We start from the raw sequence: 21,375 nt of genomic DNA, 5'->3' as shown, positions 1-21,375 counted from the left end.
GCGCGAGCACAAGAAGCTCGCTCTACGCCAAGCCGCATGACCAGTTTCATGATCGCCCATTTTGCAGAACTTGACGCACACAACCACGCCCGAAGTGTTTCGAGGCCGACGATGTTCCAGGGGGATTCACAGATCCGCGCTTTCGGATCTTCAGAGAAGGGCGGTCAAGTTGCTCGCTTCGGGGGAGCTTCCAATCCTAGACGAGAAGACTGATCGCCAGCGAAAGCGACGGCATCTGCCTCATTTTCGAATGCTCGGGAATACGTTTCACCGTTCCTGCCTATGATGAGAACAACCCACTCGCCCAACGAATGGCGGATCTCTAGGAAGAGGGAAGACGAAGACGGCGGCCGGTACGTGACGCTGTCCAATGCCCTCGGGAGGCTTGTCCCGCCAAAATCGGCTCCATCATCGGAGGAATGAACTTCACGCATGCACTGACTCCCGAGACCGCGAGTCAATTAGCGCGCGCTTAATTAGTTCCGGAGCGTTTTAACGAATCGTTGACCGCGCTGTCCCAGAATAGGACGGCGCGGTCAAACCCCAACCTTGGCTGCGCAGGCGGCTTCGGCATTGAGTTCCACCCCGAACTGTCGGAGCCGCCACCCACCCCACACTTATACCAGCAATGGTTGAATCAACCGTTACTGCACGTGCTTTCCAGGGCGCTCGCCTGATCGTTAGACTTTGACGGAACAAACAGGGATTCACAGAATCTGCGTTTCGATCTACGTTGAAGCATGGACGCGATCTTCGATGATATCGCCAACGCCCTCACGGAGCCTCGCCAGGACGTGTGGCGCCCTGTCCCTCGATCTTGCCGCCAAGCTGTTCCTTGGCCTCGCAATCGGCCTAGGTGTTGGCTTTGGAATGGCGCTGGCTGGTTAAGGCGCTCCACCTCATCTCGACATCGTTTATTAGCGCGTTCTTGTATTCCTCCCGAAGCAGGCTCATCATGCAACCGCCTTGTCGGGAACTTATAGGCAGGAAGGGGTACGTCATGGAATCCGTTTGCTACGCCCAAAGCTCGATCTGCGTTTTGTCGGTCCTCGCCAGCATCGCCACCACGTTTATCGTCATGGCACCGTTCGGAGCTACGCGTCTGTTGGTGTTGAGGCTACGCGAGAAAACAGTCGGCCAGCAGCTTTAGCTCGCCTAAGCGCCGCCGCGGCGACGTTGATCGTGGCGGCGGCATCGCCGGTCTTCCACGCCTTGGGCGCATAACGGCGGGCAGTCATTCCTGTCCGGAACCGCTCCCAACTTGCCGGCCAGCGACACCAGGTGTTGGCCTTGGAATGGCAATCGCCGGTTAGACGAACGATACAGCCGCGACGATCTCGTTGGCGCCGGACGAACTCATGGCGACGTTGTAGGTGCTGGTCGCACCAAGTCCTGAGATGCTGCCGCAGGCGACCTGCTGGTTCTCGGCTGCGCCGGTGATAAGCTCCTCATGGTCTTTGGTGACGCCGGTAAAGGTGATCGAGCCTTCGGGATTGACGCCAGTCGCACCGGCAATCACGCAGCCGTTAGCGCTTACTGTCAGATTGCTAAACGTCGGCTCGTTGCCGGTCGCCGATTTGGCATTGACGGACGTGCTCGATGTGTGGCCGGTGATCGTATAGACATCGACCGCCGACGAATGAAGGTTTTGACTCCAGTCGGCGATGCAAGTGATGGTCCCGCCAGTTGTGATCTCCCTTTGGCCGATACCAAGCTGGATCGCTTGGTCAGCACCATCATTAGTCCCGGCCTGCACAGCGATGGTGCCCGTAGTGCCATCAACGGAAACAGATGATAGCGTCCTTGGCACGGTGTTCTGACGCAGGCCGTGGCACACCAGGACCACGATTTTGGTGCCGGCTGCACCCACGTCGACGGTGAAGGTATGCGGATCGGCTGGGGTGGCGAGAGCGCTGAATGTGCCCTTGTAGGTAACGACCAGGCCGGTGGGAGGGGGCGGCATGAACCGGAAAGAATTGAACATCATCATGCGGAACATTTCTCTTTTTCCTTCAGCGTTCGAACATGGCTATCGAATACGGCTCGCAAATCGAGCGGGCGATCTCTCTAACGCTTGCTGTGACATCGACAACGGCGCCATCAATCAGGTCGTCAACATTTTCAACGACGATCTCAGATGGATCGTAGCCGCCGCCGTGGACCATCAAGTCCCTAAGGAAGTCGGAGAGCAGGCGCTTCTCGCCGTCACCGGAAATGATGCGACCGCGCCTCGGTTGGCCAGAGCCGTCAACGGTCAAAATAACCTCATCCTCGCCATCGTAGGAGAACAGCGCGGGTGAAGGATCGGCCCCGGAAATAGAACGGGTGAGACCGGTTTTCAGGTCGGTGAAGTACGACACGCCGCCCGTCGTGAAATACAGTTCCTCGGTGAGGCGCTGAAGGTCCGGCGCGCCCAACGCTCGCGAGCTTATTGCTTGAATTTGGTAGAGAACGGGTTTTCGTATATTCGACCGCTCCCGTTGTGCCATTGATACGCTTAGCGTGGCGGTATCTGTCCAGACGACAAGATCACCATCGTCGTCACGGATGGCATAGCGCAAGGCATCAGAGAAGGAGGCCATGACGGTCGAACTCTTGAACGTGCCGAGCGACGTGAGCGTGACTTTCACCAGATCGGTGTCCGCGCAAAAGTAAAAATCAGCCTCGCTGCCACGGCTTTCGCCTGGGGTAACGCATTGGATGTCCGAATAGCCGCCAAAGCTGGCGATCGACTGATAGCCGCGTTCAACCGCCTCTGCCGTGAGGTGGAAGGCGAATATCTGTTGATTGCTGGAAAAGCCGACGAGGGGCGATGATCCCACGCCGACATCCGCCAGGCAGCCGCCGGTCACTGTAGACGACGTTGCGGAATTGCTGGAGGTAGCGCCAATGGCGCCCGTGCTGCCATCGATAAGGACGGGCTCTAAACCTCCAACGCCGGCAAAGCTTGCGAGATAGACCAACCGATCAAGCGACCGACTGTAGCGAAAGCAGCCGTAGTACGAATAGGCATTGGGCGGCAGGTCGAACGTGAAATATTGCCGGCCGGCCGGGATCGAATAGAGAGGGCGATGTCGCTGTAATTGAAGCCGTAGGCCTTGAGGTCGGCCCACACCGGAATCAGATTGTCGAAGAATATAGATCCGGAGAACGTGGTGAAGGTGTCATAGTCATGGGTCGGAGCGCCGTCTTGAATCCACTCTGCCTCGAAAACAGGCGGGGCACCCAGACCGGCAATATCAAAGTCGGTGACCACGATATCGAGGTAGCCCCTGTGAGCGGAGACGTTGGTTTCGCCTTCTTCCTTCACCATGATCGGGTCGCGCGGCTGGGTGCTTTTCTCGTCGTATGCCCGAAATTTCAAGCCTGATTTCCGATACCCGCTTGTGGCATCGTAAATCGCCGCTGCCAGCTGTTCGCGATGAGCTTGGCAAAGGCGCCGGGCAGGATCAGATTCCGACCGTGCGCCAGAGTTCCGAAATCGGTTGCGTGGCCCGCGAGCATCATTTGCAGGCCGCCTCTAACTCGTGTTGCGATTCGAGAGCCTGCTGAAACGACAGTTCAAACAGGTTATGGGTTTGCTCCGGCATCACCCAGTCCGGGTCGCAGCCGAGCGCATCGTACCGAGCTGGTATCGGCGACATTTCCCAAGGAAACAGACCTAACGCCGGTGCAGTTCTAGATAATCGCGCGCCTTGCACGCCTCGATCGCTGTGGGCGTGATCCGCAACGGCTTACCCTTCGCCCTGCGACGTTTAACCGGCATCGAAAACACCCCTCCGGTTAGAGCGCGAGCCCGGCGGCCGAGTGCGGCTTGGCGGCACTTCAACATCAAGGTCCAGTTCCCTGACCAACCTTGCGAACCCCGTCCGAGCGTCTTTCTCGATGCCTACCGCTGGGTGAGCACGGACGTTTTTGCGATCGTCAACGGTCGTGATTCCTTCCTTGTCGGTCACGGCTCGGGCCTGCTGCGAACGGTCCCACGCTTCGGCCGCGAGCTGCAGCAGCCGAAGATGGTGCCCCTCCAATTCGAAATCGGTGACGACGCTACGCCACCACTTCGCGGCCTCGTTAGACAGGTGTGCAGGTGGGTTTGGTCCGCGTCTTTTCGTGGCTCAATCGTTGGTGAGGGGAAACGGGGGCACCGTTCGGCAAAATAAAGCTGGGGAACCGGTCGCATGGATGCTTCTATGCAGCTTTTGAGATCTCCCCCCGGCATCAGTGTAGCACTGGCTCGCGGGCTTTGACCCAGCGATCGACTTCGAAGATGATCAGGTCCATCTCGTTGTTCGAAAGCTTGCGGCAGATCTCGTCTCCACCCGAAGCATCACCCGGACCATTAGCGTCTTGGTGGCGTCGGACACGACCATGATCAAGGCTTCGCAGGTCGTCTGCCGGCCGGCACCCGCACGCGCGCTTTCGACATGATCTTCGCAGTCGATAGCGCGCGGGCTTCAACGAGGCTGAGGCGCTCCTCTAGCTCATAGCGCTTGAGATACTGGCCGCTTCCTCGGGCTGCCATCTCTCCAAGGATATGCGCAACTGCAGTTTTGAGAGCGATGATCGGGTTGCTCGCCTCTTCGTCGATCTTCTTGAGTAGGTCATCTAGAGACTGAAGTGCCTGCTCGCGATTCACCTTCGTTGCCTGGTCTGGTGTGAGGCGCTCGCCGCGCTGATGTCGGCCGATCAAGGCGCGGGCTTCCATCCTGCGCATTTCTTCCTGCGGGACATAACGAGTCGCGTCTGGTGCATTGATCGAGGTCATGGCGCCGTCGAACGCGTGAATGGCTTTGCTCGATCGTGCGTTCATTTGCTTGCCTCCTGCCGAGTCCATACAGGTGCGGGCGCCAGCGCGGCGTGTCTGACGAGGTTGCGAGCCGTATAGATCGAGCTGTTGATGATGTTTCCGCAAACTGACGGAAGCCGGCGAGGCAACTTCACACCGGCGGCAACAGAGGCGGCATGGAGAGCGCTTCCCAGTCCGAGAAGGGTTTCGAGTTCACCCAGCTTGTCGGACACCGCATCGGAAAATCTGTCCAATGCCGAGGCTAGGAAGGCATGCGTATCCTGGTCTTAGCGCTCACGAAGTGACGAACGCTTTTCTGCTGCGTCTTTCTCGGCTTTGAAGAGCGGCTCCAGGGTCAAGCCGATCTCTTCCACCTCACGCAGGGTGATCACGGGCGGTTGGCCTGGCACCTGGGCATAGAGTTGGCGTGTGGCTTCGATGTGTCGGGCCTGACCTGCCTCTCGCTGGGAGACGGCATGCTGCCAGGCTGCATCAGCTTCTGAAATAGCTGCTGGCTTAGCTGGAATCTTCAGAATACTAGCGAAGTCGGTCTCAGATGTTTTTGGCGTTCTGGCGAGCATGCTGTCACTCCTTGTCGATTGGGACTCTACGCCCGGAAGCAACGGCTGATGATAACGCGTCAGCGGCTATTCGAATGATCACTCTGCCGATCCGCTTTCGATTGCGGCTACCTGCCTCGTCTACTGCGCCCGCCTCCAGCATCAGGTTGATCAGCGGGAAATCGACTTGGATAGGCAAAATGATGCCGCCCTACTCCTTGCGTTCCTTGTGGCGGGCTTGGCGCTCACGACCGAGCTTTCGGCGTCTTCCAAGACGATCGTCTGACGTACCGCTCATGGGCACGCCCCGATGGCTGTCGGAACCAAAGTCGTTAAGCAAAGTTTCCTTATCGAAGGGCGTTTTAGGTTTTTGGAGAACTCGAAATGAAGACGATCATCTTGGGCGCATTGGCGCTTTGCTTGGCTGCCCCTGCGGTCGCGTCCGCAGAAGAAGGCATCGTCATCCAGACCCAGCGGCACCACCACCGCCATTATTGGGACGACAACAATAACGACCGTGTGGTCATCTATCGGAAGGGGCATCGTCTCCATCGCCGCCATCATGGCGAGCAGGCGTTTTACGACAATGGCGAGCGCGCTTGGCGCCGGCATCATCACCGGTCCAGCGACGTTGTGGTCACCGGATCGATCAACCGTCCGATGCATCACCGCCGTCACGTCGTCATCCAGCAGGGCGACAACAGCGATTATGACACCGACTATTGATCGCAGTCTGACGGCCCGGCCTCTCGACTTCGACGGGAGCCGGGCATCGGAGGGAGGAGTTTCGCCGTGACGATGCTGTTTAAACCCTTGGACTCGGACGGTCACAGGCGCAGCGAGCTTTACCATGCGGCGCGTCTGGCGATGCTCCAGTGTCGTGTGCTGATGCGCTTTGACAGGGTCGAAGACGCAGCGGACAAGGTCCAGGCAGCGGCCGAGCTGTTCGCTGAGGCGGCTCGACCTGCCGGAAGCACTCAAACGCTCGGGATGTGAGCGCCAAGTCGGGCAGCGGAACCGGCAGGCGGCAACGCGCGTTGCCGTTGCATGGTCGACTATCTCAAAATTGTACTGAAGGAACTGTGTCCTGCCTGGCTCATGCGGAAGGCGGTCGATGCGGACGTTCGCCCTGTTGAGCAGCAGCCACCCATAAGCGATCTGATAGGTGCGGCGCCGCCGATGCGATATCGTGGGCCGGTGCGTTCCGAACCTCCCGACCACAGGCTTCCCGAGTCCCAGCTGTAGCGCCGCGACGTTGGCCTTGATGGGAAGAGCGCCGACATCCGGTCTTGGCGCCTCTTCCCTCCAAAGCCCCTTGCGACGTTTCCTGACGGCTTCGGCTTTCGCGATTTCCTCCGGTCTAAGGTCTTGGTCTAGGTCTAAGGTCTTGGTCTTGGTGTGTGGACAGGGTGTCACAGGGTGTGAAAGTACCCCTACACAGGGTGTGGGCAGGGTCACGACAGGGTGTGGACAGGGTGTCATTGGCCCCCCGCACGATCCTGGTGCCCATCAGCCGCGACGTGTCGCCGAGCATCTGGGAGACCGATTTCGAGTTGCCTGCGGCCTTCGCTGCCTTCTCCGCTGCCTTCTGCGCCTCACGCTGGATTCTGACCTCGTTGGCCTCATCGAACGCTGCCACCGCCTTCTCTCGCAGCTTTTCGCTTTCGATCGCCTGGAGCCGTCGGCGCGTGCCGAGGGCATGGTCATCGTTTGTCGGCGGGTTGTGGCGGAACCAGCGCTCGATCAAGATCACGTCGCCATCGGGATCATGATCGATCAACCCCACCTCCAAGAGCTCCCGGAGAACGCTCTCGTATGCTGCATCTGTCCAGCACAGATCGGCACAGGCGTAACCGCGCGGGAGTTCGTAAACCCCTGCGCTGGTCACGTGTGCATTGCAGCAAGTAGAGGAAGCCGACCTTTGCCTCGTCCGGCAGTCCGATGAAGCGACGGGATCGCCAAACGGCCGGCGCCAACTTAGTGAACTAGCGCCCGCTCATTTGGCACCGCCTTGCTTCTTCGGATGCAACGCGCCGATGGGCTCGCTTATGATGCAACCGACACAGCCAGATCACAGCGGCTGGCTTCTCATAGTCGGGGTGATGCCCGTCTGACTTGGGATCGCCGCAGACTTTGCACGGCTGTCGCTTCACCAGGCCGCGCCGGATCGCAGCAGCGAGGCAGGAGTGCGCCCACACGGCCTTTTGGTTTGCTTCCTTCCAGCGAGCTTGGCTGGTAGCTGGAGCTTGCCGTTTAGACGTCGGTGTGGCACTATCCGAATTCTCAGAAGCTGCCAAGCTTGAGACTTCGAAGCCGGTGAGCGTGGTTGCACACGCCGCCGGTTTTTCGATTTTCTGGTCCATTAGCTCGCCCTCGCTTTGATGAGGTCGGCCTCACGGATGGCCTGGATTGCCTCCAGCGCGGTCAAACCGAACCGCTCTTTCACGTCGACGATTGCGGGACGTGGGCGGCTCTGCTTCGGCGTGGTGGCGAGCCATAGAGCGGCCTCGCCGATCAATGCCGTGTTCTCGTGATCGATGCCGCTCGTCATCAGGCTGCCTCTCCTTTTGGAAAAACGCCATCAGCACGCCGCGCTCTGCGACCCACCGTCCGCCGACTTTTTTCGCCGGGATCTGGTCTGTTTCCAGCAAGTGAAATGCACGCCTGCGATTAGTGCCGAGTTCGCGGGCAATAGCCTCTGCGCCCCAAATGAGCGCCATTGTCTTTTCCGAGTTTACCGTCATGCTTTGGTTCCTTCTGTTGAGATAACCAAGTACGTTTTACGTACTTACTGACGCAAAAAAACGCGGCTACTTACTCCAGAGTTGAGCTAGGTGATCGTTAACGCGAAGCACGGCCAGGGCGGCAGAGCGCGCGCGTATCAGTGTCTTCGTGAGCGCATCAAAGGCATTCTTATCGTCAGCGCCAGAGACTATGCTGATTTGAAAATGGCCGATCCCAACTTCTTCCGGACGAATTACGAGAAAGCAGGGGCGCCCGTTTTTCATCGCGCCATCGATCATCGATTGAAACTGCTCTCGGCGAATGCCATCCGAAACTTGCAGCAGGACGCCTATGGGCATGTGGAAGTGGCGGGTGAGGCCCGCGACCAAACAAGCGATGATTGCCTCGTCTCTGGAGAAACGCCGATGCGTTCCAGTGCCCGCGCGTTCGGTGGATTCATCCGCAAGGATAACGCCGGCCTCGGCCCAAAGCTGGACCGACCGGCGCTTCGAGTGTGTCATGTCAGTCAGGTCTGCCAGAGAGAAAGCGTTCGTCACGATTCGGTAACTCCAACCAAGTACGTTCTACGTTCTTCACATACGTTCCGCCCTACGTCAAGGTGTTGGCGGGAATTTGCAGGAGGTTCGGGCATGTCTATTCGCAAGCGGAAGTGGACAAATGCAAAGGGCGTCGAGCAGGAGGCCTGGGTCGCCGACTATTTCGACGCGAAGGGGGTCCGGCGCCTAAAGACCTTCGCGAAAAAGAAGGATGCCGATGCGTTTGCCAGCAAGACTGACGTCGAGGTCCGCGAAGGCGTCCACGTCGCGGACCGCGACACGGTGAGCATCAAGAAGGCGGGCGGGCTATGGATCGCCACGGGCGAGGGCGAAGGGCTGGAGCGCAGCACCATCAACCAACGCCGCCATCACATGAAGCACCACATTGAACCCTTATCGGCGATACGTTGTTGTCGAAGGTCGATCCACGCGCCTTTCAGGATACGCTGCGCGCCGAAGGCCGATCGACTGCAATGGTCAAGAAGGTTCTCACAAGCCTGTCCTCCATCCTTACCGACGCCATCGAACGCAAGCTGGCCACTAGGAATCCGGTTCGGGACATGCGGCGGGCGCATAAGGGCAGGGAGGCCAGGACAGAGAAGCGGCAGAAAGGCAAAATTCGGGTTGGAGTCGATGTTCCGGCGCCAGAGGAAATCAAGCGCATGCCGAGCTGACCGACCATTGGCGCCCCTTGCTGCTGACGGCCATATTCACAGGCTTGAGATCGTCGGAGATCCGGGGGCTGCGCTGGCAGGACTATGATCCACAGGCCTCCACAATCACCGTGCACCAACGGGCTGACGAGTTCGGGGTGATAGGTGCGCCGAAATCGGCGGCAGGCACGCGCACCATTCCTATCCCGTCAATCCTGAACACCGGACTCAAGGAATGGCGATTGAAAACCTACAGCCGCAGCCCGAAGGAAAATCCGCTCGGTCTGGTCTTTGTGAACCCGGACGGCAAGCCGCGCTCGCATACCAACATCATCAACAAGGGCTTGATTCCGGCAATGAAGCGGGCAGGCGTGGTGACGGCGGACGGGTCGGCGAAATATACAGGCCTTCACGCATTAAGACATTCTTATGCATTATGGTGTATAAATCCTAAAGAAAGTGGCGGGTTGGGTCTGCCGCTGAAAGCGGTGCAAGAGCGCATGGGGCACTCGTCGGTGATGATGACGGCGGACGTTTACGGCCACTTGTTCCCGCGCGGGGATGACGGTAAAGAGCTCGACGCGGCGGCGGCGCTGCTGGCATGACTGCGACATAACTGCGACATGAAGGCAAAAGATCGTTGGATATCAACACCGGACAGAGGACTGCAAATCCTTGCACCCCGGTTCGATTCCGGGCGAGGCCTCCAATCGCTTCAACTCCCGCATGCCGGGGGCTTGAGTTCCGGTCGAATGCGCCGCAGTGTCGGCGCGACAAGCGCATTTCAGCGCATTGGCTTTTGACGGATTGGTTGGGACATGAGCGCTGATTTTTCCGAACTTCGCGTCAAGATGGTCGACGGCCAGGTCCGCACCACCGATGTGACCGACGCAGCATTGCTCGACGCCATGCTTGCCGTGCCGCGCGAGGCCTTTGTCGGGGCCGGCCAACAGGCTCTCGCCTATATTGACGAGGATATCCGCATCTCCGACGGCGCCGATGGCAGCGGTGCGCGCTACCTCATGGAGCCGTCGCCGCTCGCCAAGCTTTTGCAGTTGGCCGAGATCGACGCCGGCGATTCGGTGCTCGATGTCGGCTGCGGCACCGGTTATTCCGCGGCGCTGCTGTCCAGGCTGGCCAAATCCGTAGTGGCGCTGGAAAGCGATACCACACTGGCGGAAGCAGCCAAAGCGGCGCTTTCGGCGCAGGGCTGCGATAACGTCACCGTGGTCACCGGCCCACTGCCGCAAGGTCATGCCGCCAAGGCGCCCTACAATGTGATTCTCATTGGCGGCAGCGTCGAGAAAGTGCCTGCGGCGCTGCTTGACCAGCTTGCCGAAGGCGGCCGGCTGGTGGCTGTGGAAGGGCAGGGCAATGCGGGCGTAGCCCGGCTCTTTTTCAATGCAGGGGGGGTTGTAACCGGAAGACGGGCATTTAATGCGGCAATTAAGCCACTACCCGGATTTGAACGCATTCATGCCTTCGAGTTCTAAGTGATTTTGCCTTGCAGCAAAGACTCTGTCATGTTGGCTTGCGATTGAACAATCGTTGCTGATTGGTTAACCGGGGTTTCGGGAGGCTGTCAGCGGGGGAACGATACATCGACGCGGCGCTGGCCGATCCCTAGGGATGGGCTGGCGTGGCGTGGTTCCCGTGCAAAACGAATGAGGGATATAAAGTGCCGTCCTTAGCCAAGAGTCTGTTTGTTACTGTCCTCATTTCCGCGACAGCGCTTTCGCCGATAGCCGCCTCGGCGGAAACCATTCTCGGCGCGCTTTCCAAGGCCTACCAGAACAATTCCTCGCTGAATTCGGCCCGTGCCGGCGTGCGCGTCACCGATGAGGGCGTGGCGATCGCCAAGTCGGGCTATCGCCCGGTGATCACTGGTTCGGCTGATATCGATTACACCTCCAGGCACCTAAACGGCAGGAACGCGAGCCTGGCATTGACCACCGGCAGCTTCGGCGTTCGGATTGATCAGACGCTGTTCGACGGCTTCCAGACCAAGAACAGGGTCGCGTCGGCCGCTGCACAGGTGAGGGCCTCGGTCGAGGGCCTGCGCAACACCGAAGAGAACACGCTGTTCAACGCGGCGAGCGCCTATATGGACGTGATTCGCGACCGCCAGGTGGCGGTGCTGACCGAACAGAACCTGCAGTTTCTGACCGAGCAAGCGCGCGCGGCGCGCTCGCGCTTCGAGGTCGGCGAGGGCACGCGCACCGATGTGGCGCAGGCCGACGCGTCGCGTTCGGCCGCGGTGGCGCAGTTGAGTGCCGCCCGTGCGCAGGCTCTGGCCAGTGCGGCAACCTATCATCAGATCGTCGGCGACGAGCCGGGCAAGCTCAAGGCCGCGTCGCCGTTGGCGAAGCTGTTGCCGAGGAGTCTCGAGGCGGCGATCGGCATTGCATCGAACGAGCATCCGGCCATCCTGGCCGCCCTACATTCCGTCGATGCAGCCGGATTTGATGTAAAGACGCAGGAGGGTGCGTTGCTGCCGCAGTTGACTGCCAGTGCCGGCCTTTCCCATGTCTATCAAAATACCGTACCTGGCGCGGGGGATTCGGACGGCGATTCCAATGCCGCCACCGTCGGCGCGACGCTGACCGTTCCGATCTATTCGGGCGGCCGTACCTCCGCACTCGTTCGTCAGTCGAAGGAATCGCTCAGCCAGGCTCGCATCGAGGTGGATGTCAGCCGTGACTCGGTGCGCCAGGCCGTGACCTCGGCATGGACGCAATACATCGCAGCGCGTGAAAGCGTCGACGCTAATCGGCAGGTGATCGCGGCCGCACAGTTGGCGCTCAACGGCGTCATCGAGGAGCGCAATGTCGGACAGCGCACCACGCTCGACGTGTTGAATGCCCAGAACGCCGTCATCTCGGCAAAGATCGACCTCGCCAGCTCCGAGCGCGATGTGGTTGTAGCGAGCTACGCCATCCTGTCGGCCATGGGCCGCCTGTCGGCCGATCGCCTGGCGTTGAATGTGGTGAAGTACAAGCCTGAAGAGCACTACAGAGCCGTCAAGGACAAATGGATCGGGCTGCGTACGCCGGACGGTCGTTGATCGCGACTGAGCGGTTCAAATCCCGCCAAGATTGAAAGTATCGTAGCGCCGCGCTTCCCCAAGGATGCGCGGCGTTTGTCTTTTGTAGCCTAAATTGTTGAAATCCGGCGTCTTCCGAGATTGGGGATTCTCGGATGGCGATCCGTCGGCTACGCTGTCGCCATGATTCGTATCCGGCTTTGCCGGACAGGAATCCAGGAACGGGTCACTACAGCGCCACGCGTCCGATGGATGCGCAAAGGAGGCTGTAGAACTTTGATTTTGCGCCTGATCCTCTTCGAAAATCGAAGATCGATTTTCGGGATCATGCGCGGGGGCGGCGGATGTGACGATGGCGACGGCAAGCAGCGCACAGCGCGAACCTTCCATGGAAGAAATACTGGCTTCCATCAGGAGGATCATCGAAGACAGCGACACCGGCCGCAAGGGCGACGCCGATGAGTTGCGACAGGACCTTGTGCCGGCCGCCGGGCCTGTTTCGGATGTCGAGGCCTTCCGCAGCGAATTGCACAGCTCGACCGAAAGTAAGAAGCCGGTGACGCTGGCCGAGGTGCAGGCCCAACTGGCCGAGCCGGTGGTTGCGCGGCTGGAGCCGCGCTCCGAGCCGTCGCCAGTGAAGCCGGCCATTGCGGCAAATGCCACGACCGCCGCGCCACCCGCGCATGCTCCGATGACCCTGGCGGAAGTGAGCGCCAGGATAGCCAGTGAACCTGCCCCCGCCGTCGGGGCAGAAGCTGCAGTGCGGGCAAAGACGGAAACCACCGACTCGATCGTCACGGATTGGCGCCGCGAAATCGCGGCCGTTGGCAATCAGGAAAAACCGGCTGACACAGTACGGCGGCCCGAGATCAGGCAGCCGGAGACTGAAAATCGGCAGGCAGCAATCGCGGAGGTCGAGGCTTTCGAAGACGATCTCGCTGCCGAGCCGGCTTTCGAGCCTCGTCCTTCGCGCAGCGAGCACGCGCGCCCGGCCGATACAACCCCGGCCCGTCCGGCGATCGTTTCGGAACATACGGGACGGCAGGTCGCAGCCGCCTTCGGCGAGCTCTCCGACGCCTTCGCCAGCCGCAGCAAGAAGACCTTCGACGAGATGGCCGAGGAGATGCTGCGGCCGATGCTGCAGGACTGGCTGGACAACAACCTGCCGACGCTGGTCGAGCGCCTGGTACGCGAAGAAATCGAGCGCGTCGCGCGCGGCGCGCAATAGGCATCACCACAGCCCGTTCCGGATTAAAGCGCCGCCTTCGGGCGGCGCTTTCTCGCTGCAGGCCAGCGTCCGGCTGATGTCGCGAATGCGATCAGCTTCCCGTCGGGATCGCTGACGATGAAGGTGCGGGCATGGCCTTCCCGTTGAAATGACCAGGGCCCCGCCTATTTGCGTTGAAGGACTGAGGCAGCCCTCGCGGTTGACTTGGCCAAAACCTTCCGATTTACACCGGGTCAGCAAAACTCCCGACCGCGCGGACCACTTTCCCATGCTTGAAAAGACCTACGACGCCAAGACCGTCGAACCCAAGATCGCCAAAATCTGGGAAGAGGCGGACGCATTTCGCGCCGGCGCAGGTGCGGAAGAGGGGGCCGAGGCCTTTACCATTGTCATCCCGCCGCCCAACGTCACCGGCTCGCTGCATATGGGCCACGCACTCAACAACACGCTGCAGGACATACTCGTGCGCTTTGAGCGCATGCGCGGCAAGAACGTGCTGTGGCAGCCGGGCATGGACCATGCCGGCATCGCCACGCAGATGGTGGTCGAGCGCCAGCTGATGGAGAAACAGATCCATCGCCGCGATCTCACCCGCGAGGAGTTCATCGAGAAGGTCTGGGAGTGGAAGGCCGAGTCCGGCGGCGCCATCTTCAACCAGCTGAAGCGGCTCGGCGCCTCGGCCGACTGGTCGCGTGAACGTTTTACCATGGATGAAGGCCTGTCCAAGGCCGTGCTCGAAGTATTCGTCAGCCTCTACAAGGAAGGGCTGATCTACAAGGACAAGCGCCTTGTGAACTGGGACCCGAAGCTGTTGACGGCGATCTCCGACCTGGAGGTCGAGCCCCAGGAGATCAACGGCAATCTCTGGCACTTCCGCTATCCAATCGAAGGCGAGATTTTCGATCCGGAAAATTCGGCGACCTTCATTACCGTGGCCACGACACGGCCCGAGACGATGCTTGGCGATACGGCGGTCGCCGTGCACCCGGACGACGAGCGCTACCGGCATCTGGTCGGGAAAAATGTCGTGCTGCCGATCGTCGGCCGGAAAATCCCGGTTGTGGCTGACGAGTATTCCGACCCGGAAAAGGGTTCCGGCGCGGTCAAGATCACGCCGGCGCACGACTTCAACGATTTCGAGGTCGGCAAGCGCCACAAGCTGCCGGCGATCAACATCCTGACCATCGAGGCGGCAATAACGCTCAGGGATAATGAGGATTTTCTCGCCGGGCTCGACGTGACGCCGGAGCGTCAGGCCGTCTGGGACGAGCTCGACGGTCTCGACCGTTTCGTCGCGCGCAAGAAAATCGTCGAGCTGATGGAGACCGGCGGCTTCCTCGACAAGATCGAGCCGCACCGCCACGCCGTGCCGCATGGCGACCGCGGCGGCGTGCCGATCGAGCCGTTTCTGACCGAGCAGTGGTATGCAAACGCCGCCGAGCTCGCCAAGCCGGCGATCGCATCGGTGCGTGAAGGCCGTACCAACTTCGTGCCGAAGAACTGGGAAAAGACCTATTTTGACTGGATGGAGAACATTCAGCCCTGGTGTATTTCACGCCAGCTGTGGTGGGGTCATCAGATCCCGGCCTGGTACGGGCCGGACGGCCGCGTCTTCGTCGAGAAGACCGAGGAAGAGGCGCTGGGCGCCGCGATTGAATATTATCTGGCGCTGGAAGGCCCGTGGAAGGCCTGGGTCGAGGACAAGCTCGAGACCTTCAAGCCGGGCGAAATCCTGAGCCGCGACGAGGATGTGCTCGACACCTGGTTCTCGTCCGCACTGTGGCCGTTCTCGACACTGGGCTGGCCGGATCACACGACGGAGCTGAAGACCTATTACCAGACCGACGTGCTGGTGACCGGTTTCGACATCATCTTCTTCTGGGTCGCCCGGATGATGATGATGGGCCTGCATTTCATGCACGAGGAGCCGTTCCACACCGTCTATGTGCATGCGCTGGTGCGCGACAAGAACGGGCAGAAGATGTCGAAGTCGAAAGGCAACGTCATCGATCCGCTCGACCTCATCGACGAGTTTGGCGCCGATGCACTGCGCTTCACGCTGACGGTGATGGCGGCGCAGGGGCGCGACGTGAAGCTCGATCCGGCGCGCATCGCCGGCTACCGCAATTTCGGCACCAAGCTGTGGAACGCGACACGCTTTGCCGAGATGAACGAGGTCGCGCGCAATGACGATTTCTGGCTCAACGACGCCAGGCTGCCGGTCAACCGCTGGATCATGACCGAGCTGACCAGGGCAGCGCGCGAGGTCACCGAAGGCATCACCAGCTACCGCTTCAACGAGGCGGCGGGCGCCGCCTACCGCTTCGTCTGGAACCTGTTTTGCGACTGGTATCTCGAACTGCTCAAGCCGGTGTTCATGGGCACTGACGAGGCGGCCAAAGCCGAAAGCCGGGCCTGCGTCGCCTTCGTGCTCGACGAGATCTACAAGCTGCTTCACCCCATGATGCCGTTCATGACGGAGGAGCTGTGGGCGCAGACGGCAGGTGAGGGCAGGACGCGCGCAACGCTGCTGTGCCACGCCGCCTGGCCGTCGCCCGACTTCGAGGACGCCGATGCAGCCGCCGACATCAACTGGCTGGTCGATCTGGTCTCCGGTATTCGCTCCGTGCGCTCTGAAATGAACGTGCCGCCGGCGGCGATCGCGCCGCTGGTGGTGGTCGGCGCCAGCGCCGAGACTCACCAGAGGCTGGAACGCCATGCGTCCGCCATCAAGCGGCTGGCGCGGGTCGGCGACATCTCGCTGCAGGACGCCGCACCCAAGGGCTCGGCCCAGATCGTGCTCAACGAGGCGACGATCTGCCTGCCGCTCGGCAGCCTGATCGATCTGTCCGCCGAGGCGGCGCGGCTGCAGAAGGAACTGGCCAAGGTGACCGAGGAAATCGCGCGGCTCCACAAGAAGCTGTCGAACGAACGGTTCGTCGCCAGCGCGCCGGAAGAGATCGTCGCGGCCGAGCGCGAAAAACTCGCGGAATACCGTGATCAGCAGGAGAAGCTTTCGGTGGCGTTGACCCGGGTGCGCGACGCCGGCTGAGCGCCGGATTCGCGATGCCTGGGAACAGCGTCAAGGCAGGTCTTGTGCCAGAAAAACAGGCATTCCGTAACGTTAATGTTGACGTAAACGGAAAGATTGCGCCCCATTGTTGCCATAATGTAACAATGGGGCCTAATGCCGGTAAAACAGCCGGGTTTTATACTGTTTAGAGCGGTTTTTCATGATTTTTTGCGCCGATTGCCGCTCAAATGGCCATTTTCCGGCATGCTTGCGCGGCGCGCCACTTTGTCCGAAATGCGTTCCGCAAGTGCGTACATGTACGCTATTTCAATTCATTGTTGCACCGTTAACCCGAATTGGCTCTAGCTTGACGCACTGGAATTTCGGGGAGGACATCCATGAACAATTTGCGTTTGAAAACACTGCTGGGGGCGGGGTGTTTTTCGCTGGGCCTGATCGGTTCCGCGCATGCCGGCGGCATCGAGCGCGGTGGCTACGACATCGACCTTCTGTTTGACCCAGCTCCGTTCGCCACGGAAGCCGAGGCGACTTATGTGATGCCACAGCGCAAGCTCAAGAACGCGGTCGATACCGATCCGAGTGACGGCGATCTTACATTCCTGGGCAGCACGGCGAAAGACAGCAAGAGCTACTGGGTGCCGCGCATCGGCGTCAAGGCCGAGGTCGTCAAGGGCGTCGACTGCATGTTCGACTACTCGCAGCCGTGGGGCGCGCACACAAATCCGGGTCTGTGGGCCGGTGCCGAGTCCAACATGGAAACCGACATCAAGAGCAACAACTACGCCGGCACTTGTTCTTACAAGATGGATGCCGGCAAAGGTCAGGTTCGCTTCATCGGCGGCGTTTATTACCAGGAAGTCTATGGCTTCAAGGAAGACCTGGTGTCGCCGCTGGTACCGGGTTTCCAGGGAACCGGCCGTGTTGATCTCAAGGGCACGGGCTGGGGCTGGCGCGCCGGCCTTGCCTATGAAATCCCAGAAATCGCGCTGCGCGCCAGCCTCGTCTACAATTCGCGGGTCAAGCTCGACAACATCTCAGGCACGCTGGACTTGACGCATGTTGGCCTTGTCGTGCTGCCGATCTATGGTGCGACGCAGTACATGCCGGATACGGTGGAATTGAAGTTGCAGTCAGGCATTGCGCCCGGCTGGCTCGCCTTCGGTTCGCTCAAATGGGTCAACTGGAGCCTGCTGCAGAGTGTTCCGATTTGCGTCGTAGGTACTCCCGCTGCGGCATGCGTTACGGGTGATGCTCTGCATTCAGGCCAGATTACCTCGCTGGACCTGATGTATCGCGATGGCTGGACGGTTACGGGCGGCATCGGCCACAAGTTCAACGATGAGTGGAGCGCGGCCGGCCAGCTTTCCTGGGATCGCGGCACATCACACGGCTACGGCTCGCAGACCGACACCTGGACGTTGGGCGGCGGCGTCGCCTACACGCCTTCGCGCAATATCGAAGTGCGTCTGGCCGGCGCGGTCGGCGTGCTGACCAGCGGCCATTCAGGGGTCGTGAATGGCGACAACGGCTACCAAGCCGGCACTGACGTCAGCTATGATTTCGGCAACGATCTGGTCACGGCCATTTCTGGCGGCGTCAAGATCAAATTCTAAGCCTCTGAAAATTCACACAAAGGCCGGGCACTTGCCCGGCCTTTTTCGTTTGAGGCACGGTGTTGAGCCGTGCCGCCACGCGCCGGCGTTGCAAATCCGTCCCATCACTTTCGCCTCTCGCGATTGTGACGTTTTGGCAACAGTTCCCAGCCAACCCCCGCGCTACGGTCCCGCTCGACCAAATTGCCCATTTCCCGCCATAAACCCGGCGCACCTCGAATTCGTCTCGGGACACGCGCCAAAAGGCTCGGCCATGAGGCAGGCCGCGCCGCCCGCGGCAAGGAAGAGAATGGACGCCAAAGTCATCTTCAAGGCCAAGCTCCCTAGCCGCCATGTGACCGTCGGTCCGGCGCGTGCGCCGCACCGTTCGTATCTCTATGCCATGGGCCTGTCTGCGGCCGAGATCGCGCAGCCGCTGGTCGGCGTCGCCTCCTGCTGGAACGAAGCCGCCCCCTGCAACATCTCGCTGATGCGCCAGGCGCAGGTGGTCAAGAAGGGCGTTGCGGCCGCCAACGGCACGCCGCGCGAATTCTGCACCATCACCGTCACCGACGGCATCGCCATGGGCCACCAGGGGATGAAGTCGTCGCTGGTGTCGCGCGATGTCATTGCCGATTCGGTCGAACTCACCATGCGGGGCCATTGCTACGATGCGCTGGTCGGCCTTGCCGGCTGCGACAAGTCGCTGCCCGGCATGATGATGGCCATGGTGCGGCTCAACGTGCCGTCGATCTTCATCTATGGCGGCTCGATCCTGCCCGGCAGCTATCGCGGTCGCCAGATCACCGTTCAGGACGTGTTCGAGGCGGTCGGCCAGCATTCGGTCGGCACGGTCAGCGACGCCGAACTGCTGGAGATCGAGCAGGCGGCCTGTCCGTCGGCCGGCTCCTGCGGTGCCCAGTTCACCGCCAACACCATGGCCACCGTCGCCGAGGCGATCGGCCTGGCGTTGCCCTATTCCTGCGGGGCGCCGGCGCCCTACGAGATGCGCGACCGCTTCAATTTCGCCTCTGGCGAAAAGATCATGGAACTGATCGCCAAGAACATCCGGCCGCGCGACGTCGTCACGCTGAAGGCGCTGGAGAATGCGGCGACCGTGGTTTCGGCCACCGGCGGCTCGACCAATGCGGCTTTGCACCTGCCGGCGATCGCGCATGAGGCAGGCATCAAGTTCGACCTGTTCGACGTTGCCGCGATTTTCGAGAAGACGCCCTACATCGCCGACCTCAAGCCGGGCGGCAAATATGTCGCCAAGGACATGTTCGAGGCCGGCGGCATTCCGCTGTTGATGAAGACGCTGCTCGACCACGGCTATCTCCATGGCGACTGCATGACCGTGACTGGCCGTACTTTGGCCGAAAACATGGAGCATGTTGCCTGGAATGATAGCCAGGATGTGGTCCGTCCCGCCAACCGACCAATCACCCAAACCGGCGGTGTCGTGGGCTTGAAGGGCAACCTTGCCCCCGAAGGCGCGATCGTGAAGGTCGCGGGCATGACGGAGCTGAAATTCTCAGGTCCGGCACGGTGTTTCGATTCGGAAGAGGAATGTTTCGAGGCGGTCACGCACCGCAACTACCGGGAAGGCGAGGTTCTCGTCATCCGTTACGAAGGTCCGCGCGGCGGCCCGGGCATGCGCGAGATGCTGTCGACGACGGCGGCGCTCTACGGCCAGGGCATGGGCGGCAAGGTCGCTCTCATCACCGACGGTCGTTTCTCGGGCGCAACGCGCGGTTTCTGCATCGGCCATGTCGGGCCCGAAGCTGCCGTGGGCGGCCCGATCGGGCTCTTGAAAGACGGCGATGTGATTTCGATCGATGCAACCAAAGGCACGATCGAGGTCGACCTGTCCGAGGCCGAACTGGCAACGCGGGCGAAGGCCTGGAAGGCGCGCACGACCGACTATCAGTCGGGCGCGATCTGGAAATACGCACAGACGGTAGGGCCTGCCCGCGACGGCGCGGTCACCCATCCGGGCGGTGCCAAAGAAACACATTGCTATGCGGATATCTGAGTTGTTGAGCTCGTCTGTCCTTCCGGCACTGGTCGCTGTTGCGATCTTTGGCGCCGTGGGCCAGGCCATGGCCTTCGACGACAAGGTGTTCGACGACAAGACCGGCGTGAAGCCGCAATCGAGCCCATGGGCCGTGTTCCAGTTCGGCTTCTCCGCTTACAAGAGCGGCCACAAGGAACAGGCGGTCGAGGCCTATAAATACGCCGCCGAGAACGGCCAGATCGGCGCCACCTGGAAGCTCGCGCGCATGTACGCCGAAGGCGACGGCGTGACGCGCGACGACTATGCGGCCTTCAAATTCTTCTCCGAGATCGTCGATCAGGATGTCGAGCCGGGATCGCCGGAGGAAAGCTATGTCTCCGACGCGCTGGTGGCGCTGGGCGACTATCTCCGGACAGGCATCCCCGGCAGCCCGGTCGAGGAAAACGAGGTCGCGGCGCAGGAATATTACATGCGCGCGGCCGCCAATTACCGCAACCCGAACGCTCAGTTCGAGATGGGCCAGATGTTTTTGAAGGGCGAGGGCGGCGTCAAGGCCAGCGTCAAGCAGGCCGGCCGCTGGTTCCAGCTCGCCGCCGAAAAAGGCCATGCCGGCGCCCAGGCGACGCTCGGCAATCTTCTGTTCCAGAGCGGCAAGATCGTGCGCGGGCTGGCCATGATGACCGCCGCGCTCGAACGCGCCTCGCCGAGCGACCAGCCGTGGATCCGCGGCATGCAGGAAGAGGCATTTGCCGCCGCCGGCGAAGCCGACCGTCGCACTGCCATTTCGCTTGCCGACGACATCCTGACCAAGGGCGGCGGCGACCAGTGAAATTGCCAATCTCCCCCCTTGAGGGGGAGATGCCCGGCAGGGCAGAGGGGGGCGCTGTCCCGCTGGCATTTCAGTTGACTAAAGTTTGCCCGGGTTGGACTGAGAGGGTGAGCTTGTTTGACCGAAAGGTCGCGTTTCTTCGCGCCCCCCTCTGGCTTGCCGGCCATCTCCCCCTCAAGGGGGGAGATTAGCTCACATCCATCAGTTCTCGGTGAGTTCCGCCGGCGCCGCTCTGTGTACCGGCATCGAGATCGGCGTGACGTGCAGGGGTTGTGTGCGTCAAGTTCTGCAAAATGGGCGATCATGATGCTGGTCATGCGGCTTGGCGCAGAGCGAGCTTCTTGTGCTCGCG

20 protein-coding genes and 1 pseudogene are annotated in these 21,375 nt (G+C 60.8%); 10 read left to right on the top strand and 11 right to left on the bottom strand.

The window, feature by feature from the left end; all coding sequences use genetic code 11:
* Nucleotides 1–1,309: 1,309 nt before the first annotated feature.
* The 7 genes from NKJ77_RS31625 to NKJ77_RS31595 form a co-directional block, all read right to left on the bottom strand.
* Nucleotides 1,310–1,999, bottom strand: coding sequence for a hypothetical protein (locus NKJ77_RS31625; protein ID WP_352536323.1), 690 nt, complete (start codon nucleotides 1,997–1,999; stop codon nucleotides 1,310–1,312).
* Between the two features lie 13 nt (nucleotides 2,000–2,012).
* Nucleotides 2,013–2,963, bottom strand: a complete 951-nt coding sequence (locus tag NKJ77_RS31620) for a hypothetical protein (protein ID WP_352536322.1) — start codon at nucleotides 2,961–2,963, stop codon at nucleotides 2,013–2,015.
* Entirely contained in the window at nucleotides 2,924–3,364 is a 441-nt protein-coding gene (locus NKJ77_RS31615) for a hypothetical protein (RefSeq protein WP_352536321.1), read from the bottom strand. The genes NKJ77_RS31620 and NKJ77_RS31615 overlap by 40 nt, the downstream gene beginning before the upstream one ends.
* Nucleotides 3,361–3,507, bottom strand: a complete 147-nt coding sequence (locus tag NKJ77_RS31610) for a hypothetical protein (RefSeq protein ID WP_352536320.1) — start codon at nucleotides 3,505–3,507, stop codon at nucleotides 3,361–3,363. Before NKJ77_RS31610 ends, NKJ77_RS31615 begins: the two co-directional genes overlap by 4 nt.
* A 248-nt stretch (nucleotides 3,508–3,755) precedes the next feature.
* The gene (locus tag NKJ77_RS31605; RefSeq protein WP_352536324.1) at nucleotides 3,756–4,079 is read right to left on the bottom strand and encodes a P27 family phage terminase small subunit; all 324 of its coding nucleotides are present in this window, start codon (nucleotides 4,077–4,079) and stop codon (nucleotides 3,756–3,758) included.
* Between the two features lie 293 nt (nucleotides 4,080–4,372).
* A complete protein-coding gene (locus NKJ77_RS31600) occupies nucleotides 4,373–4,810 on the bottom strand; it encodes a hypothetical protein (RefSeq protein ID WP_352536319.1) in 438 nt (145 codons plus the stop codon).
* A 263-nt stretch (nucleotides 4,811–5,073) separates the two neighbouring features.
* A complete protein-coding gene (locus tag NKJ77_RS31595) occupies nucleotides 5,074–5,367 on the bottom strand; it encodes a hypothetical protein (protein ID WP_352536318.1) in 294 nt (97 codons plus the stop codon).
* Nucleotides 5,368–5,730: 363 nt separating this feature from the next.
* Here NKJ77_RS31595 and NKJ77_RS31590 point away from each other — a divergent pair, with 363 nt between their 5' ends.
* Together NKJ77_RS31590 and NKJ77_RS31585 are read left to right on the top strand one after the other, a co-directional pair.
* Nucleotides 5,731–6,072: a hypothetical protein gene (locus NKJ77_RS31590; protein ID WP_352536317.1), complete on the top strand. Its 342-nt coding sequence runs from the start codon at nucleotides 5,731–5,733 to the stop codon at nucleotides 6,070–6,072.
* Between the two features lie 66 nt (nucleotides 6,073–6,138).
* The gene (locus tag NKJ77_RS31585; RefSeq protein ID WP_352536316.1) at nucleotides 6,139–6,342 is read left to right on the top strand and encodes a hypothetical protein; all 204 of its coding nucleotides are present in this window, start codon (nucleotides 6,139–6,141) and stop codon (nucleotides 6,340–6,342) included.
* 364 nt (nucleotides 6,343–6,706) lie between these two features.
* On the opposite strand, the gene NKJ77_RS31580 is transcribed toward NKJ77_RS31585, so the two are convergent.
* The 3 genes from NKJ77_RS31580 to NKJ77_RS31570 all read right to left on the bottom strand — a co-directional run bounded on the left by NKJ77_RS31580 (nucleotide 6,707) and on the right by NKJ77_RS31570 (nucleotide 8,627).
* On the bottom strand, nucleotides 6,707–7,126 hold the full coding sequence (locus NKJ77_RS31580) for a hypothetical protein (protein WP_352536315.1): 420 nt from the start codon (nucleotides 7,124–7,126) through the stop codon (nucleotides 6,707–6,709).
* A 582-nt stretch (nucleotides 7,127–7,708) separates the two neighbouring features.
* Nucleotides 7,709–7,897, bottom strand: a complete 189-nt coding sequence (locus NKJ77_RS31575; protein WP_352536314.1) for a hypothetical protein — start codon at nucleotides 7,895–7,897, stop codon at nucleotides 7,709–7,711.
* Between the two features lie 259 nt (nucleotides 7,898–8,156).
* A complete protein-coding gene (locus NKJ77_RS31570; protein ID WP_352536313.1) occupies nucleotides 8,157–8,627 on the bottom strand; it encodes a hypothetical protein in 471 nt (156 codons plus the stop codon).
* 93 nt (nucleotides 8,628–8,720) lie between these two features.
* Here NKJ77_RS31570 and NKJ77_RS31565 point away from each other — a divergent pair.
* The 3 genes and pseudogenes from NKJ77_RS31565 (at nucleotide 8,721) to NKJ77_RS31555 (ending at nucleotide 12,344) form a co-directional block, all read left to right on the top strand.
* A pseudogene (locus tag NKJ77_RS31565) lies at nucleotides 8,721–9,885 on the top strand (tyrosine-type recombinase/integrase).
* Between the two features lie 213 nt (nucleotides 9,886–10,098).
* On the top strand, nucleotides 10,099–10,773 hold the full coding sequence (locus NKJ77_RS31560) for a protein-L-isoaspartate O-methyltransferase family protein (protein WP_023667707.1): 675 nt from the start codon (nucleotides 10,099–10,101) through the stop codon (nucleotides 10,771–10,773).
* 185 nt (nucleotides 10,774–10,958) lie between these two features.
* The gene (locus NKJ77_RS31555) at nucleotides 10,959–12,344 is read left to right on the top strand and encodes a TolC family outer membrane protein (RefSeq protein WP_023691095.1); all 1,386 of its coding nucleotides are present in this window, start codon (nucleotides 10,959–10,961) and stop codon (nucleotides 12,342–12,344) included.
* 15 nt (nucleotides 12,345–12,359) lie between these two features.
* Here the strand turns inward: NKJ77_RS31555 and NKJ77_RS31550 are convergent, their stop codons facing one another.
* The gene (locus tag NKJ77_RS31550) at nucleotides 12,360–12,734 is read right to left on the bottom strand and encodes a hypothetical protein (protein WP_196815045.1); all 375 of its coding nucleotides are present in this window, start codon (nucleotides 12,732–12,734) and stop codon (nucleotides 12,360–12,362) included.
* Between NKJ77_RS31550 and NKJ77_RS31545 the strand changes: the two genes are divergently transcribed.
* From NKJ77_RS31545 to NKJ77_RS31525, 5 genes are all read left to right on the top strand, one after another.
* Nucleotides 12,676–13,551 carry a PopZ family protein gene (locus NKJ77_RS31545; RefSeq protein WP_023830601.1) on the top strand — a complete coding sequence of 292 codons (876 nt, stop codon included), beginning with the start codon at nucleotides 12,676–12,678 and terminating at the stop codon, nucleotides 13,549–13,551. The genes NKJ77_RS31550 and NKJ77_RS31545 overlap by 59 nt on opposite strands.
* Nucleotides 13,552–13,819: 268 nt before the next feature.
* Nucleotides 13,820–16,603, top strand: coding sequence for a valine--tRNA ligase (locus NKJ77_RS31540; RefSeq protein WP_023830602.1), 2,784 nt, complete (start codon nucleotides 13,820–13,822; stop codon nucleotides 16,601–16,603).
* A gap of 359 nt (nucleotides 16,604–16,962) precedes the next feature.
* Nucleotides 16,963–18,198: an OmpP1/FadL family transporter gene (locus tag NKJ77_RS31535; RefSeq protein ID WP_023830603.1), complete on the top strand. Its 1,236-nt coding sequence runs from the start codon at nucleotides 16,963–16,965 to the stop codon at nucleotides 18,196–18,198.
* A gap of 289 nt (nucleotides 18,199–18,487) precedes the next feature.
* Nucleotides 18,488–20,212, top strand: a complete 1,725-nt coding sequence (ilvD, locus tag NKJ77_RS31530) for a dihydroxy-acid dehydratase (protein ID WP_023830604.1) — start codon at nucleotides 18,488–18,490, stop codon at nucleotides 20,210–20,212.
* Nucleotides 20,199–21,023 carry a tetratricopeptide repeat protein gene (locus tag NKJ77_RS31525; RefSeq protein ID WP_352536312.1) on the top strand — a complete coding sequence of 275 codons (825 nt, stop codon included), beginning with the start codon at nucleotides 20,199–20,201 and terminating at the stop codon, nucleotides 21,021–21,023. The genes ilvD and NKJ77_RS31525 overlap by 14 nt, the downstream gene beginning before the upstream one ends.
* The last annotated feature ends 352 nt before the right edge of the window (nucleotides 21,024–21,375 follow it).

This window comes from Mesorhizobium sp. M0052, assembly GCF_040323255.1.
Taxonomy (GTDB): Bacteria; Pseudomonadota; Alphaproteobacteria; order Rhizobiales; family Rhizobiaceae; genus Mesorhizobium.
This window is presented reverse-complemented; position numbering and strand designations above follow the sequence as displayed.

Bases quoted from the DNA above. Each gene is read 5' to 3' on its own strand.
- NKJ77_RS31625 (WP_352536323.1), bottom strand. From the start codon at position 1,999: ATGTTCCGCATGATGATGTTCAATTCTTTCCGGTTCATGCCGCCCCCT.
- NKJ77_RS31610 (WP_352536320.1), bottom strand. From the start codon at position 3,507: ATGATGCTCGCGGGCCACGCAACCGATTTCGGAACTCTGGCGCACGGT.
- NKJ77_RS31600 (WP_352536319.1), bottom strand. From the start codon at position 4,810: ATGAACGCACGATCGAGCAAAGCCATTCACGCGTTCGACGGCGCCATG.
- NKJ77_RS31595 (WP_352536318.1), bottom strand. From the start codon at position 5,367: ATGCTCGCCAGAACGCCAAAAACATCTGAGACCGACTTCGCTAGTATT.
- NKJ77_RS31590 (WP_352536317.1), top strand. From the start codon at position 5,731: ATGAAGACGATCATCTTGGGCGCATTGGCGCTTTGCTTGGCTGCCCCT.
- NKJ77_RS31575 (WP_352536314.1), bottom strand. From the start codon at position 7,897: ATGACGAGCGGCATCGATCACGAGAACACGGCATTGATCGGCGAGGCC.
- NKJ77_RS31560 (WP_023667707.1), top strand. From the start codon at position 10,099: ATGAGCGCTGATTTTTCCGAACTTCGCGTCAAGATGGTCGACGGCCAG.
- NKJ77_RS31545 (WP_023830601.1), top strand. From the start codon at position 12,676: ATGGCGACGGCAAGCAGCGCACAGCGCGAACCTTCCATGGAAGAAATA.
- NKJ77_RS31550 (WP_196815045.1), bottom strand. From the start codon at position 12,734: ATGGAAGCCAGTATTTCTTCCATGGAAGGTTCGCGCTGTGCGCTGCTT.
- NKJ77_RS31540 (WP_023830602.1), top strand. From the start codon at position 13,820: ATGCTTGAAAAGACCTACGACGCCAAGACCGTCGAACCCAAGATCGCC.
- NKJ77_RS31535 (WP_023830603.1), top strand. From the start codon at position 16,963: ATGAACAATTTGCGTTTGAAAACACTGCTGGGGGCGGGGTGTTTTTCG.
- ilvD (WP_023830604.1), top strand. From the start codon at position 18,488: ATGGACGCCAAAGTCATCTTCAAGGCCAAGCTCCCTAGCCGCCATGTG.
- NKJ77_RS31525 (WP_352536312.1), top strand. From the start codon at position 20,199: ATGCGGATATCTGAGTTGTTGAGCTCGTCTGTCCTTCCGGCACTGGTC.